Below are 14,171 nucleotides of genomic sequence, written 5' to 3'. Positions count from 1 at the left end.
CACAAAAGGGATCCCATTGAAATTAAAACTGGCGGCATATGCGCTTGAGCCGCCCAATCCGAGTCGATTCGAGAATCTGCGAAGTGAAGTCTCGTCCGAGGGTGAGCAATGTGCATATGCCGCCTCGTCTGAATCTCTTCACAGAAGCGCGTCCATGCACAGGTCTATCCACAGGCATATGTCTTAGCGCTGACTTAATTTATTTTCTTAAATTTTATAGACCATACTTAATGACATATAATAATCACCACAGACAACACCGTTCGCCTATTCACACTATATCCACAATCCTTTGACATATAACCATGACTTTGCCATAATATTGCCTCCAGCATGGAGCACCAACAAAAGCTGCGATTGAAGTTGCCGGATGGAGCCGAATTCGAGGCCGAAGGCACGCTGGACTTCGTCCGCGCGGAAAGACAGGAGTTCATCGCCAGCCTCCAGACGCAGCCAGGCCCGTCTTCAACGCCTAGAAGCCAGGCCAAGCCCGGCCAGGATCCGGAGCTGCCGTGGGAAGCCATGATCGAGCGCAAGGGCCACGATATCCACCTGAGGGCCAAGCTGCCCGGAGACCGGCCCCTGAAGGACGCCTGCCTCGTGCTCCTGATAGCCTCCCAGAAGCTCTTGCACCAGCCCAAGCCCACGGCGGCCCAGCTAGCCAAATGGCTCAGGGTATCCGGCTATCCGGTGCAGCGCATGGATCGCGCCCTGCAGACAGCCATCACCCAAGGCGAGCTTTTGTCGTCAGGATCCAGACGAGCCAGGCGCTACGAGCTCACCGGCCCCGGCCGCATAAAGGCTTTCTTGCTGGCGCATCAGCTGGCCGCCGCCATCAACGGGCCGGCATAGCCGATACCGCGCTACCGCGAGCCAAATCGCCTCGTCTCAAAATCTAATTATTGCCGTTCAAAAGACAGAATGGGGGAACGGCTGTATCCCAACACATTACTTACGATAAGATATATTATGTTACGTAGAACAGCAAAGTAATGGCACCATATATACCTACAATCACTAGAATAATATCAGAGAATATACTGCAATTTGCAAGACAATATCGCTCTATTTAACACATTCTCTTATATTTTCAAAGTTAGCAGTCAAAGGGAAGGCAATATTTTTGCCAAAATCCATGGAAGTCGCGGCCGGACCTAAAATCTAGGGAAGGAAGGATCCGAAAGCAGCCAAAAAGTTGCCGACTTTCCAGGCTCCTAACCTGAAATAGTCACCCCTCAAAAAGACCAGGAAAGCTATCCTGGTCCAAGCCGCCCCAAGACTCGGGAGATCCCAAAAAGCTTGGCAACCGCCGGCGGACCACAAAGGGGAAGAGGAGCAGGGAACCTAAAAACAGGCAACTTTTCAGAAAACCATGTGAGGAGAAAGCGCCAAAATCAGCCAAGGATCCTGAAAAGCGGGGGGACTGGAAAAGACCATGTCAGGACCCGGAGAGGGAAGACAAGGGGAAAAACCATCAAGACGACGCCGCTAAAAAAACCAGGAAGACCTCTGATGGTCTATTCCGGCCTGAAAAAACCATCGCTGGCCGGGAACTTTTCAGGGGCGAAGATGCCCAGACCCACAAGGATGTACCCCCCCGGGATCAGGAGAAGATCACGGCCACGCCGACGCCGATGATCCTCATCCCTAGAGGGAAGATGCCGTCTTTGGAGGCTTCCCCCCCCCTCCAGGTGCCTCGTTCTTCTTGCTCATCGCAATCTCAGCGCTCGGCGCGCACGATGTCCGCCACGGTCTCCCGCCGGCGCGCCAGCCGAGCCCGCCCCCCCGACACAAGGACCTCCGCCGCGCGCGGCCGAGAGTTGTATTGCGAGCTCATGGCGAAGCCGTATGCGCCCGCCATGCCCACGGCGAGTATGTCTCCGGGCTCCACCGGCGCTAAAAGCCTCTGCCGGGCCAGGAAGTCCCCGGATTCGCAGATCGGCCCGACCACGTCCACCCGCCGACATGGCCCTCTCCTCGGCCGGGCCGGGGCGATGGGGTGGAAGGCTCCGTAGAGGGACGGCCTGGCCAGGTCGTTCATGGCCGCGTCCACGATCACGAAGCGGCGCCGGGAGGTCTCCTTGCGATAGAGCACGCGGGTCAGCAGAAGCCCGGCGTCGGCCACGAGATAGCGCCCCGGCTCGACGAGCAGGCGCGCGCGCGGCCAGGGCGAGAACTCCCGCTCCATGGTCCGCGCCAGCTCCGCGCAATCCAGCTCCCGCTCTGCGCCGTAGCTGACCCCCAGGCCGCCTCCCATATCCACGAGCGAGAACGGTATGCCCTCGGCCTGCAGACGCCGCAGAACGCGGGCCACGGCCGCCGCCGCCCGCGCAAACGGCCTCAACTCCCGGATCTGCGAGCCGATATGGCAATGCAGCCCCGTGAAGCCCAGCCAGCGGCTGCGGCGGCCGCGCCGCGCCAGCTCCAGGGCCAGGGCGGCCTCCACCCCGAACTTGTTCTCGGCCCGGCCCGTGGTCACATGAGGGTGCGTGCGCGCCTTGACGTCCGGATTGAGGCGCACCGAGAAAGGGGCGGCCCGCCGCCGCCGGCGGGCGGCGCGCTCCAAGGCGGTCAGCTCCTCGGCGGACTCCACGTTGAAGGTCAGGATGCCTCGGCGCAGGCCGAGGTCCATCTCTTCGGCGGCCTTGCCCACGCCGGAGAACACGATGCGTCCCGGCGCGAAGCCCGCGGCCAAGGCCCGCAAGAGCTCCCCCCCCGAGACGACCTCCGCTCCCGCCCCGGCCGCGGAGAGCACGCGGCACACGGCCCGATTCGGGTTGGCCTTGAGCGCGTAGCAGATCGACGTCCCCGGCCTGGAGAAGGCTCGGCGCAGGCGCTCCAGCCTGGCCAGGATCGCCGCCCGGGAGTAGACGAAGACTGGCGTGCCGAAGCGGCGGGCCAGCGCCGCGGCGGGCAGCCCCTCGATCCGAAGGTCTTTGGGCATTTACCGCTTCTTGGCTCTCTTCTGCGGGGAGCGGCGGTTGAGGTCCCGCAGCGCCGCCAGCGCCTTGGCGTCGTTGGGCGCGAGCTTGAGGACCCTCTGCCAGGCGTCGCGAGCCTCGTCCGGACGGTTGAGCTTCTGCCAAGCCATGGCCACGGCCGCGTGCATGCGGTCCTTGGGGATGCCGAAGTCGGGATCGTCATCGCCGGGCAGGCTGCTCTGCATGAGGTCGAGCGCCTCCTGGAAGCGGCCCGCCTCGAAAGCCATCTGCCCCAGGTAGAACTGCGCCCGGCGGGCCGGCAGGCCGCCCGCGGCCTTAAGCGCCGCGAAGCATTCCAGGGCGCGCTGGGTGAGCTTCGCGCCCCAGAGGCTCAGCCCCAGATTCTCGATGACCAGCGGATCGCTGGGATACTGGTAGCGGAGCCGCTCGTACTCCTTGACCGCGGCCTCATAGTCGCCCTGATGATAGCAGAGTTTCGCGGCGAGCATGCGCACCTCCTTGTCGTCGGGGAAGTTGCGCAGGTGCTTCTGGTACTCCTCCAGAGCGAAGGGGTAGAGGCCGAGCTCCTGATACATCACCCCCAGACAGTAGAAGATGCGGGAGTCGAGGGAACCCAGGCGCCGCGCCTCCTCAAGCTCATTGACGGCGTCCGGGTAGGTCTGCGCGCCGTTCTCGAAATGCAGCATCCCCACCTCGACCAGCGCCGCGAAATCCTGCGGGTTGGCCGCCAGCCGGACTTGGGCGGCGGCGATGGCCGCCTCGATCTGGGGCCGGACCGGGAAATCGGCGCGCGGCCGGAGCGCCGCGGAGGGCCGCATGAGTCCGAAGTAGACCAGCGCGCTGAGGCCGGCCGAGACCGCCAAGAGCGCGAACCAAACCGACGGCGATCTCAGCCAGCCGGCCAGGACGGACCAGACCGGCCGGGCCGGTTGGACGCGAGTGGCCTGTCCCGTCAATCGTCCTTCTCGGGCGAGAGGAGTTGACCGAGGGTCAGCGGCGGAGGCGCCTTGAGGTACTGGGCCATGCGCTTGCGGTCCTTGATCTCCTCGAACTTATTGACGGAGACCATGACCTCGAAGGTGTTGGTGTTGACGGACAGGACGATGGCGGAGACCGGGTCCCCCGCCTTGTAGCCGGAGACCGGGTCGCAGTCCGCGGCCGCGCAGAAGGCGGGCGCCCCACCCTCCAGGGCGAGCTTCAGGCCCGTCGGCGAGGACTCGGCGACCTTGCCCCTGACCACGGTCTTGGGCGGAAACTTGCGGCGCAGGGCGTCCGCCGGGTTGGAGGTGAGCTGCTTCATGCCCAGCAGGACGGGGTCAACGGACTTCTCGTCTGCGGGCTTGGAGAGCACCTTGACCTTCACCTTGGAGCCGCGCTCCACGCCGGGCGGCAGCTTGGGCAGGCCCCAAGAGACGTCGCTCATGCGCACGGTGCCCTCGACGCCGCCGATGTCCACGGTCACGCCGTTGGCGCCGACGTGCAGGACCCGGCCGATGCGCACCTCTCCGACGCGCAGTTCGGTCATGAGCTGCGCCCGCCTCTTGGCGGCCTCCTCTTCGAGCACGGCCTTGCGCGAGAGCACGAGCTGGCGCTTGGCCTCGTTGACCTCGATGATGTAGCAGCGCACGCCGGTGTTGACCATGCGGGCCGGGGTGCGCACCGGGTGCAGATCGGCCAAGGAGGCGGGCAAGAACGCCGTCACTCCGTTGACGTTGACGAGGTAGCCGCCCTTGATGGCGGCCGTGACCCGGCCGCGCACCCGGCCCTTCTCTTGGAAGGCTTTGAGCGCCGCCACCCAGCCGGTCTCGGCCCGCGCCCGCTTGTAGGAGAGCATGGTGTGGCCGTCGCGCCGACCGGGGCCCGCGCGCAGGACCGGGATGCGCTGGCCGGCGGCCGGCAGCTTGCGCTCGCCGGAATCTCCTTCGCCGTCGAATTCAGAGACCGGGATCGAGCCCTCGTTCTTCTCCCCCACATCCACCAGGACATAATCCTTGGTCGTGGAGATGACCTTGACCCAGGCCACCTGTTTGCCGGAGAGCTTCTGCTGGAGCTCGTCCTGGCTGGCCAAGAGCGCCTCCATGGAGATCTCCCCTTCTGCCGAAGGCGCCGCCCCTTCAGGGGCAGGAGAAGGGTTCTCCTCCAGGGACGGCTCGCCCTGGCTCGTCGCCGGGGTGGGAAGCTGATTCTCGATGCGATCTTCTACGGTTGCCATGAGGGTTCTCCTGGAAGGCGCCGGGCCGGCTCAGGGCCGCCGGGCGCTGGGTGCCGCTGCGACATGCACATTATAGTGAAAATATCCGCCCCATCACCAGTTCCGCGAAGGCTTGGCACTGGCCCCGGTCCGCTGGATCTCCGGAGAAGCGCAAAGGCTCTCCGAACCGGACCTCGAGCGGCCGCAGGCTCAAGAGCCGGTCCGTGTTGACCACGCGCGCCGGGACGACCGGCGCGCCGCTCTTGCCCGCCAGGAATCCCACGCCGCCCCGGGGTCGGCCGGGCCGGCCGTCCTTGGAGCGCGTCCCTTCCGGGAAGACCAGCAGACAGCGGCCGCGGCCGAGGACATCCAAGGCCGTGCGCACCGCGCCGATGTCGGCCCGCCCCCGGTCCAGAGGGATGCAGCCGACATTGCGCATGAACCAGCCCAGGAGCGGGATCCGGAAGAGTTCCATCTTGGCCAAGTACCGGAGGCTGCGCGCCGGCAGGGCGGCCCAGCCCACCAACGGCGGGTCGATGAAGGAGACGTGGTTGCTGGCGATGAGCGCGGCGCCGTGCGCCGGGACATGCTCCAGGCCCGAGACCTTGAGGCGCCAGACCGCCATCATGAGCCAGCGGCCGAAGGGGCCCGCCGTGCGGTACATGAGGGGCCGGGCGTCCTCCTCCCAGTCGAGTTCGACGGCCATGCGGGGTCAGGCCTTAGCCCGGATGAGGCGCAGCATCCTCTCCGCCACCTGCCGCATGCTCAGGTGGGTGGAATCGATGACCACGGCATCCGCAGCCTGGCTGAGGGGGTTGATCTTGCGCTTGAGGTCGTTGAGGTCCCGCTGCAGGATGGCGGCATGGATCTTGGAGAGGTCTGCGGGCAAACCGGAGGCCTTGAGCTGGCGGTAGCGCCGGCGCGCCCGCTCCTCGGCCGAGGCGTCCAGGTAGAACTTGAAATCCGCGTCCGGGAACACGTGCGTGGTGATGTCGCGGCCCTCCATGACGATGCCGCCCCGGCGGCCGAGCCGGCGCTGCAGGCGGCAGAGCAGGCGCCGCACCCCGGGGTTGGCCGCCACGGCGCTGGAGTTGGCGCTGACCCGCTCCTCGCGGATCTGCACGGTCACGCCCTGGCCGTCGATGAAGGTCTTGAGGGTGACGCCGCCCTCCGTCGGGCGGAACTCCCATTTGAGCGCTTTGGCCAGACGCACGACCGCGGCTTGGTCGTTGACATCCACGCCCTCTTCCAGGGCCTTCCAGGTCAAGGCCCGGAACATCTCGCCGGTGTTGATGAAGTGATAGCCCAGCCGCTTGGCCACGTACTGCCCCACCGTGGACTTGCCCACGCCCGCGGGGCCGTCCATGGCTATGACCAGACACGTTTGGGGAGCCTTCACGCCGCCTCCCCCATGACGCTCTTGAGCGCCTTGAGCAGGACCCCGTTCTGCTCCGGGGTCCCCACCGAGATGCGCACGTGCTCGGTCAGGCCGTACTCGTCGAGAGGATGGATGACGATGCCGCGCTTGAACAGGGCCCGGCTCAGGGCCCGGCCCCGGATGCGCGCATGGACGAAAAGGAAGTTCGTGGCCGAATCCAGCACGCCGAAGCCCTGCGCGCGCAGGGCGGCGGCCAGGCTCTCCCGGCTCCTGATGGTCGTCTCCACGCTGCGCTCCAGGAAGGCCTGGTCGCCCAAGGCCGCAAAGCAGGCGCGCTGGGCCGGCAGGTTCACGTTGAAGGGCAGGCGGATGCGGTCGAGCCAGCCCAGGACCTCGGGATCGCCGACCGCGTAGCCCACGCGCAGGCCGGCCAGCCCGTAGGCTTGGGAGAAGGTGCGCAGGACCACCAGGTTGGGCCGCCGGCGCAGTCCCATCGGGATGGTGCGAGGATAGTCGTCGTTCTCCACGGCGAAGTCATAGAACGCCTCGTCGATGACCACCAGAGCCGTGGCCGGGACGGCCTGCAGGAAGTCCCGCAGTTCGGCGGCGGTGCTGTAGGTCCCGGTCGGGTTGTTGGGATTGGCCACGAAGAGGATCTTGGTGCGGGGGTTGGCGGCTCGCGCCATGGTCTCCAGGTCGTGGGTCCAGTCCGTCATCGGGATCTCGATGATGCGCGTGCCCATCATGGCCGCCTGCTGGCGGAAGCGGACGAAGCCGTGCTGGGAGACGATGACCTCGTCTTCCGGGTCGAGGAAGGCCTCGCAGAGCATGCGGATGAGCTCGTCGGAGCCGCTGCCCACGAGCACGTTCTCCGGGCGGAGCTTGTGGTGCCGGGCCAGCGCGGCGCACAGCCCGGGGCTGCCGCCGTCCGGATAGCAGGAAAGCGAATCGGCCGCTTCCCGGTAGGCGGCCAGGGCTTTGGGAGAGGGCCCCAAGGGACTCTCGTTGGAGCACAGGCGCACGATTTCCTTGATGCCCAGCTCCCGGCGGATCTGCTCGCTCGGCTGCTCCGGCGCGAAAGGGGTCACCCCCCGCAAGCTGCGCTTGGGCAGGACTTCCATCAGGCCGCCAGCCAGAGGAAGGCCAGCATCTGGCCGGTTCGGGGGCCCCGGCCTCCTTCCCGTCGATAGGAATAGAACAAGCCCGCCCGGCAGGCCGTGCAGTCAGGGCAGATGCCCACGGCATCCGCCCCCAGCCCGGCGGCGAGCAGTTGAGTCCGCGCCTCGTCCCCCAGGTCCAGGAAGACCTCGCCGCCGCGCAGCCGCAGGCTCCCTTTGCGGAACCGAGCCGCCACGTCGTCCCCCACGCGGTAGCAGCACGCGCCGACATGCGGTCCGACGGAAGCCCCGAGGTCGCCCGGGCGGATGTTGAAAGAGCGGGAGAACTCCGCCACGGCGGCTCCGAGGAGGCCCGCCTCCAGGCCGCGCCACCCGGCATGGAAGACTCCCGCGGCCTGGCCCGACCGCGCCCATATCCAGACCGGCAGGCAATCCGCCACGACTACGCCGACGACAGCGCCCGGCTGGTCCGTCAGCCAGCCATCCCCCTGGGTCAAGACCCCGGAATCGTCGCCGCCACGGAGGATGGAGATGCGGTTGCCGTGCACCTGACGCAGGAGCCGGGCATCGGCCTCCGGAGCCCCGGCCTTGGCCAATGCCTCCTGGCGAAGGCGGGAGTAGCGCATATCCCCCCAGGCCCGCGTGGTGAAACCGCAGTTGACCGCACCTGTCTCATGACGGAGAAAGCCAGCCTCCTCGGTCCAGACGCGGGCCGAGGTCATGAGCTCAGACGGCCGCATTGACCGGCGCCGCCTTGGACTCCGCCGCGGGGGTCTCCAGGAGCTTGGGCTTGGGGTCCATCTTGGGCGCGCGGCGCAGGGGCCGGACCCACTTGGTGAAGCTGGAAGGCTTGAGGGAATACTCGTGCACCAGGCGCGCCACTTCGGAGATCGGCCGGAACTCCTCCCACTTGATGCGCAGGATGCGCACCCCGGCTTGCTCCATCTCGGCCACGAAGGCCTCATAGTTCTCTTTGAGCGCGCGCAGGTAGTCGAGGGTGATGGTCTGCTCCATGACTCGGCCCCGGGCGTGGATGCGCTTCATGGCCGTCTCCGGATTGACGTCGAGGTAGATGAGCAGTTGGGGGAAGACCAGCTCGCGCAGGACCATATTGTCGAAGAGGTCGAGATAGGTGTTGTAGTCCATGTCCGTGATGATCTTCTCGGGGTGATGGTTGAGCATGCGCGCGAAGATGGTGTCTTCCCAGATGGTCCGGTCCTGGACCACGCCTCGGATCTTGCCCAAGGAGATGCGCGTGATGAACTCGCGGTGCTGGCGGAAGCGGTGGTTCAAGAGCCAGACCTGCATCATGGTCCCGTAGCCCTTCATGTCGTGGTAGAAATGCTCCAGATAGGGGTTGCCGTCCACCTCCTCGAGGATGGCCTCGAAGTTGAGCGCCTTTGCCAGATCCGTGGTCAGGGTGGACTTGCCCACCCCGATGGTCCCTGCGATTCCAATGTATCCCTCGGCGAACATGTCACGATCCTCCTCGGCGATTTATCCCGGACGGCAAGTCAACCCGACTTGATCTCCTGCTCGATGCCGCGCAGCGCGAGCTTGAGGTCATCCGGGCTCGTGGCGGCGTCCATCACGTCCTCTTCCTTCACCAGCCCGTCCTTGAACAGCTTGACCAAGGACTGGTTGAACGTCTGCATGCCGTAGAACTGCCCCTTGGCCGTGGCCTGACCGATGGCGGTGGAATTGTTCTCCTCGATGTTCTTGCGCACGTGGGGCGTCACGATCATGATCTCCACGGCCGGCACCCGGCCGCCCTTGATGCAGGGCAGCAGCCGCTGGCTCACCACGGCCTTGAGGCTCTCCGCGAGCTGGATGCGCATCAGGGCCTGCTGGTGCGGCGGGTAGAGGTCGATGATGCGCGAGATGGTCTGGATGGAGTCGCTGGTGTGCAGAGTGCCGAAGACCAAGTGCCCGGTCTGGGCCGCGGTCAGGGCCGCCGAAGTCGTCTCCAGGTCGCGCATCTCGCCGACCAGGATGACGTCCGGGTCCTGGCGCATGGCCATCTTGAGCCCCTCGGCGTAGGTCGGCGTGTCCTCGCCTATCTCACGCTGGCTGACGATGGCCTTCTTGTCCTTGTGCACGAACTCGATGGGGTCCTCGATGGTGATGATGTGCACGGGCCGGTTATCGTTGATGTAGTCCACCATGGCGGAGAGGGTCGAGGACTTGCCCGAGCCCGTGATGCCGGTGACCAGGACCAGGCCCCGGCTGTTGTCCGCGATCTTCTTCATGGTGGCCACGGGCAGACGCAGGTCCTGGAAGGTCGGCATGGTGGTCGGGATGAAGCGGATGGCGACCGCGATCTTCTGGCGCTGGTGGAAGGCGTTGACGCGGAAGCGCGCCACATCCCCGGCCTGGAAGCCGAAGTCGACCTCTCCCCGCTCCTGCCAGAGCTTCTTGCTGCGCGTGGTCATGACGGTCGCGAGCATCGCTTCCACCTCGGCCGCGGAGATGGCGTCGGGAGCGACGGGCGCAAGGTCGCCGTCAACGCGGATGTAGGCCGGGCCCCCGGCGCGGATGTGCAGGTCGCTGGCCCGCTTGTTGATCATGGTCTGGAGCAATGTCTGTAGGTCCATGGGATCTTAGGAACCGCCTTGTAGTTTCAGCTTCCTGGCCTTCAGCCTCAGGAAGGCGGGCTTCGACCAGTCCTCCGGGCCCGACGCGGCCTGCCGGGCGTCGGCCTGGGCGCCCGGGGCCAGGCCCTGGTAGCGCGCGGCCAGCGTCCCCGGCCGCAGTCCGGCGCGCGTCAAGCGCCGCCCGGCGCGCTGCGCCGGGAAGCCCGTGGCGATGACCGTGATGCGGATGCAGCCGCCCAGAGCCTCGTCGAAGCCCTTCCCCACCTTGACCTTGGCTTCGGGGCTCACCTGGGGCTGGATGAATTTCATCACATCGTCGAGCTCGTTCAAGGTCAAAGTGGATTTGCGGCCGGTGATGTTGACGATGAGGCCCTTGGCTCCGGTGATGTCCACGTTCTCCAACAGCGGGGAGGTCACCGCCTCCTTGGCCGCGCGCAGGGCCCGGTTGACGCCCTCGGCCTCGCCCAGGCCGATGAGGGCCTCGCCGGCGTCCTTCATGATGGCGCGCAGGTCGTTGAGGTCCATGTTGATGGTCCCCGGCGTGGTGATCACGTCGGAGAGGGACTGCACCGCTTTGCGCAGCACGTCGTCGGCGCGGCGGAAGGCCTCGTCGGAAGGGGTGCTGCTCTCCACCACGTCGAAGAGCCGGTCGTTGGGGATGACCAGCAGGCTGTCCACGCTCTGGCGCAGCTCTTGGATGCCGTTCTCGGCCAGGTTGGCGCGCAGGATCCCCTCGAAGCGGAAGGGCCGCGTGACCACGCCGATGGTGAGCGCCCCGGCCGCCTTGGCCAGCTTGGCCACGATCGGAGCGCCGCCCGTGCCGGTGCCGCCGCCCATGCCCGCGGTCACGAAGACCATGTCCGCTCCAGTGAGGACTTCCTGGAGCTGGACTTCCGACTCCAGGGCGGCGGCGCGGCCCTTGGCCGGTTCGCCGCCCACGCCCAGGCCCTTGGTCACGGTCTCGCCGAGCTGGATGCGGACCTCGGCGCGGCTGCGGCGCAGGTCCTGCGCGTCCGAGTTGGCGGCGATGAGCTCCACTCCCCGCAGGCCCGCGTCGACCATGCGGTTGACGGCGTTGCCCCCGGCGCCGCCCACGCCGATCACCTTGATGACCGCGCGGGTGTCCTTGAAATCCTCGGAGATCTCGATCTTCACACCAGGTCCTCGAAGATCGAGCTCACACGCCGCACCCACGCGGGCTTCTTGCGCGGGGTCAGGCGCGCGACCCCGGTGCCCCAGCGTGAGCCGTTGGCGAAGGTCATCAGCCCCAGCGCCGTGGCGTAGACCGGACTGAACCATTTCTCGTCGCCGACCACCTGCTCGGGATGCGCCATGCCCACGCGCGTCTGCAGGCCCAGGATCTCCTCGGCGGCCGCGGTCACGCCTTTCATGAGGCTGCCGCCCCCGGTCAGGATCAGGCCGCCGGGGGTGACCAAGTCCGTGTAGGAGGAGCCCTGCAGGTCGTCGGCCACGATGCTGAAGATCTCCTCGACCCGGGGCAGGATGTAGCTCATCATGGTGCTGGTCTTGACCTTGTCCAAGGTGCGGCCGTCCACGCGGTTGAACTCGATGTCCTCGTCGCCGTTCAAGAGCGTCGAGTGCGCGATGCCGTGCGCGATCTTCAAGCGCTCGGCCGTGGCCATGGAGGTGCGCAGGCCCACGGCCAGGTCGCGGGTGATGAAATCGGAGCCGATGCCGATCTCCTTGGAGTAGCGGATGCTGCCCTCGGAGTAGACCCCCAGCGAGACCGACTGCCCGCCCAGGTCGACCAGGAGCGAGCCCAGGTCTTTCTCCTCCGGGGTCACCAGCTGCTCGCCCGTGGCCAAAAGGCCGTAGACCAGCTCATGCACTTCGAAGCCGGCCTGGCTCACGGCCTTCATCACATTGTTGATGTGGGCGTTCGAGGCGGTGACGATGTGCACGTCCACCTCCAGCAGCGCTCCTTCCATCCCCACGGGGTTGGGCACGCCGCGCTGGCGGTCCAAAGAGAAGCTCTGGGGGACCACGTGCAGGATCTCGCGGTCCGAGGAAAGGGGGATGGCTTTGGCGTTGGCCACCACGCTGTGCACGTCTTCGGCAGTGATCTCGCGGTCCGTGCGGGCGATGTTGAAGGCGCCCTTGTTGTTGAAAGACTGCAAGTGCGTGCCGCGCACGCCGAGGAACACGCCGTTGACCGTCACCCCGGCCGCGGCTTCCGCCTCCTCCAGGGCCTGGCTCACGGCGTTCTTGGTCTCGAGGATGTTGACCACCACCCCGCCGTTGATGCCGCGGCAGGCGACGCTGGCGCCGCCCAGCACGCGCATGCGCGCGCCCTCAGCCTCCGGGGCGCCGATGAGGCAGGTCACTCGGCCGCTGCCCATATCCAGACCGGCGATCACGTCCGTTTTGGCCATGCCCATTACCTCGTGGGAATCCGATTTTCCAGCATAGGTCTGAGCAGCACCCGCCCGTCCTCGAAGTATCTCAAGTCCGCGAGCATGGGCGCGGCGGCGCCGCTCCGGGAGTCGGAGAGCACCTCATGCAGGCGGGACAGCTTTTCCCGGGTCCACCGGAGGTCCCCCCAGAGGACCTGAGTCCCGTCCTGCAGCCGCACCTCCCAGCCCTCGTATGCGGAGCGGAAAGCCACCTGCGCCGCCGGCGCCGGCAGGTCCGCGTCGCGGGCGAGGGCCTCCAGGATCGCGGGCAGTCCCTTGAGCTGCTCGGCCCCGGCGCCGCCGGCCTCGACGGCCAGCCGAGCCTCGGGATAGAGTTCCGCCGGCGCCGCGAAGGCCACCCCGCTCTCGTCGAGGAACCCCGCCGGCTGACCCGCGCGCCGCATGCCCGCCACCGCGCGGCGCAGGGTCACCTCCAAGCGCGCGCTGCGTCCCGACCAGTCGCGCCGGAGCTGCCAGGTCCTGACGGCCGGGAACCGCCTGGGCAACCCCGCCAACCGAGCCCCGAAAGAATCGGCGGGGTCGTTGAGATAGGTAGCCATGGGCCCGGCCAGGAAGGCCGGCGCCCCGGACACGGTCACGCTCTCGACGCGGGGATCCAGACGGCCCAGAAGCTTCGGAAGAGGCGGCAGGCCGCGCCAGAGATGCCGCACGGTCAGGCCCGCGGCGCCGGTCAGAAGCGCCAGCGCGGCCGCGATGGCTGTAAGCCTCAGCCGGCGGCGGCGCACCTTCGGCCGCAGGGCGACGCGATGGCGGTGGTGCGCCAGGATGTGCTTCACGGTTCACCAGCGGACGGCAGGTTGGAGGCCAAGTTATAGGGTCCGACGCGACTCGCGAAACCGATTCATTTCCCGACGGAACTGACGGGAATTATAACAACTTTACCCCGGGGTTGCAATTTATCGACGGAAGCCCGCACAGACCATAAAAATGTAAGATTGGGCCATGTGGGAAAGACTCGAGCGCAGGCTCCGGCCCTACGCCGTCCCGGACCTCACCCTCATCCTCGTTGCGGGCCAGGTGCTCCTCTATGCGGCCGGGCATCTGGGGGTGCCGGTCTTCGAGCGCGGCGCCTTCATCCCGGAGCTGGCGCTGGCCGGGCAGTGGTGGCGCTTCCTGACCTTCGTGTTCATCCCGCCGCTGAGCAACCCGTTCTTCGCCTTCTTCGCCTGGTATATCTTCTACCTCATGGGCAGCGCGCTCGAGGGGAACTGGGGAGCCTGGCGCTACAATCTCTTCCTCCTTGTGGGCTACGCCCTCACCGTGGCGGCGGCCCTGCTGGTGCCGGGACTGCCCGCGACCAATGTCTTCATCGGAGGCTCCGTGTTTCTGGCCTTCGCCTTCCTCTACCCCGATTTCGAGTTCCTCATCCTTTTCGTCCTCCCGGTCAAGGTCAAGTGGCTGGCGCTGCTGACCTGGCTCGGCTACGGCTTCCAGCTTCTGGCCGGGACCTGGCAGACCCGGCTCTTCGTGCTGGCCTCGGTCGGGAACTTCCTCATCTTCTTCGGCAAGGATA

General features: G+C 66.6%; 14 protein-coding genes. 2 read left to right on the top strand and 12 right to left on the bottom strand.

Features of this window, described 5'->3' with window-relative positions; genetic code table 11:
- Window positions 1-333: 333 nt before the first annotated feature.
- The gene (locus NTY77_12610; protein ID MCX5796329.1) at window positions 334-852 is read left to right on the top strand and encodes a hypothetical protein; all 519 of its coding nucleotides are present in this window, start codon (window positions 334-336) and stop codon (window positions 850-852) included.
- Between the two features lie 868 nt (window positions 853-1,720).
- Here the strand turns inward: NTY77_12610 and lysA are convergent.
- The 12 genes from lysA to NTY77_12550 all read right to left on the bottom strand — a co-directional run bounded on the left by lysA (window position 1,721) and on the right by NTY77_12550 (window position 13,434).
- Window positions 1,721-2,944, bottom strand: coding sequence for a diaminopimelate decarboxylase (lysA, locus tag NTY77_12605; GenBank protein ID MCX5796328.1), 1,224 nt, complete (start codon window positions 2,942-2,944; stop codon window positions 1,721-1,723).
- Window positions 2,945-3,898, bottom strand: coding sequence for a tetratricopeptide repeat protein (locus NTY77_12600; protein ID MCX5796327.1), 954 nt, complete (start codon window positions 3,896-3,898; stop codon window positions 2,945-2,947).
- Window positions 3,895-5,154: a hypothetical protein gene (locus tag NTY77_12595; protein ID MCX5796326.1), complete on the bottom strand. Its 1,260-nt coding sequence runs from the start codon at window positions 5,152-5,154 to the stop codon at window positions 3,895-3,897. The genes NTY77_12600 and NTY77_12595 overlap by 4 nt, the downstream gene beginning before the upstream one ends.
- A gap of 70 nt (window positions 5,155-5,224) precedes the next feature.
- Window positions 5,225-5,839, bottom strand: a complete 615-nt coding sequence (locus tag NTY77_12590; protein MCX5796325.1) for a lysophospholipid acyltransferase family protein — start codon at window positions 5,837-5,839, stop codon at window positions 5,225-5,227.
- Window positions 5,840-5,845: 6 nt separating this feature from the next.
- Window positions 5,846-6,532, bottom strand: coding sequence for a (d)CMP kinase (cmk, locus tag NTY77_12585; GenBank protein ID MCX5796324.1), 687 nt, complete (start codon window positions 6,530-6,532; stop codon window positions 5,846-5,848).
- Window positions 6,529-7,632: a histidinol-phosphate transaminase gene (gene hisC / locus NTY77_12580; GenBank protein ID MCX5796323.1), complete on the bottom strand. Its 1,104-nt coding sequence runs from the start codon at window positions 7,630-7,632 to the stop codon at window positions 6,529-6,531. The genes cmk and hisC overlap by 4 nt, the downstream gene beginning before the upstream one ends.
- Window positions 7,632-8,351 (bottom strand): polyphenol oxidase family protein, encoded by a 720-nt coding sequence (locus NTY77_12575; GenBank protein ID MCX5796322.1) that lies wholly within the window; start codon window positions 8,349-8,351, stop codon window positions 7,632-7,634. Before NTY77_12575 ends, hisC begins: the two co-directional genes overlap by 1 nt.
- A 4-nt stretch (window positions 8,352-8,355) precedes the next feature.
- A complete protein-coding gene (locus NTY77_12570; GenBank protein MCX5796321.1) occupies window positions 8,356-9,105 on the bottom strand; it encodes a deoxynucleoside kinase in 750 nt (249 codons plus the stop codon).
- A gap of 38 nt (window positions 9,106-9,143) precedes the next feature.
- On the bottom strand, window positions 9,144-10,223 hold the full coding sequence (locus tag NTY77_12565) for a type IV pilus twitching motility protein PilT (protein ID MCX5796320.1): 1,080 nt from the start codon (window positions 10,221-10,223) through the stop codon (window positions 9,144-9,146).
- A 6-nt stretch (window positions 10,224-10,229) separates the two neighbouring features.
- Window positions 10,230-11,378: a cell division protein FtsZ gene (ftsZ, locus tag NTY77_12560; protein ID MCX5796319.1), complete on the bottom strand. Its 1,149-nt coding sequence runs from the start codon at window positions 11,376-11,378 to the stop codon at window positions 10,230-10,232.
- Entirely contained in the window at window positions 11,375-12,616 is a 1,242-nt protein-coding gene (gene ftsA / locus NTY77_12555) for a cell division protein FtsA (protein MCX5796318.1), read from the bottom strand. Before ftsA ends, ftsZ begins: the two co-directional genes overlap by 4 nt.
- 5 nt (window positions 12,617-12,621) lie before the next feature.
- The gene (locus NTY77_12550) at window positions 12,622-13,434 is read right to left on the bottom strand and encodes a cell division protein FtsQ/DivIB (GenBank protein ID MCX5796317.1); all 813 of its coding nucleotides are present in this window, start codon (window positions 13,432-13,434) and stop codon (window positions 12,622-12,624) included.
- Window positions 13,435-13,600: 166 nt separating this feature from the next.
- Between NTY77_12550 and NTY77_12545 the strand changes: the two genes are divergently transcribed.
- Window positions 13,601-14,171, top strand: a 571-nt coding sequence (locus NTY77_12545; GenBank protein MCX5796316.1) for a hypothetical protein, incomplete at its 3' end; no start/stop codon positions are given.

The sequence above is a fragment of the Elusimicrobiota bacterium genome (assembly GCA_026388095.1).
Classification (GTDB): Bacteria; Elusimicrobiota; Elusimicrobia; order UBA1565; family UBA9628; genus UBA9628.
The sequence above is the reverse complement of the archived record's forward strand: the minus strand, read 5'-3'. Positions and strand labels throughout refer to the sequence as shown.

Coding starts and splice junctions, on each gene's coding strand:
- NTY77_12575 (MCX5796322.1), bottom strand. CDS start 8,351: ATGACCTCGGCCCGCGTCTGGACCGAGGAGGCTGGCTTTCTCCGTCAT.
- NTY77_12565 (MCX5796320.1), bottom strand. CDS start 10,223: ATGGACCTACAGACATTGCTCCAGACCATGATCAACAAGCGGGCCAGC.
- ftsA (MCX5796318.1), bottom strand. CDS start 12,616: ATGGCCAAAACGGACGTGATCGCCGGTCTGGATATGGGCAGCGGCCGA.
- NTY77_12595 (MCX5796326.1), bottom strand. CDS start 5,154: ATGGCAACCGTAGAAGATCGCATCGAGAATCAGCTTCCCACCCCGGCG.
- NTY77_12590 (MCX5796325.1), bottom strand. CDS start 5,839: ATGGCCGTCGAACTCGACTGGGAGGAGGACGCCCGGCCCCTCATGTAC.
- hisC (MCX5796323.1), bottom strand. CDS start 7,632: ATGGAAGTCCTGCCCAAGCGCAGCTTGCGGGGGGTGACCCCTTTCGCG.
- NTY77_12610 (MCX5796329.1), top strand. CDS start 334: ATGGAGCACCAACAAAAGCTGCGATTGAAGTTGCCGGATGGAGCCGAA.
- lysA (MCX5796328.1), bottom strand. CDS start 2,944: ATGCCCAAAGACCTTCGGATCGAGGGGCTGCCCGCCGCGGCGCTGGCC.
- NTY77_12570 (MCX5796321.1), bottom strand. CDS start 9,105: ATGTTCGCCGAGGGATACATTGGAATCGCAGGGACCATCGGGGTGGGC.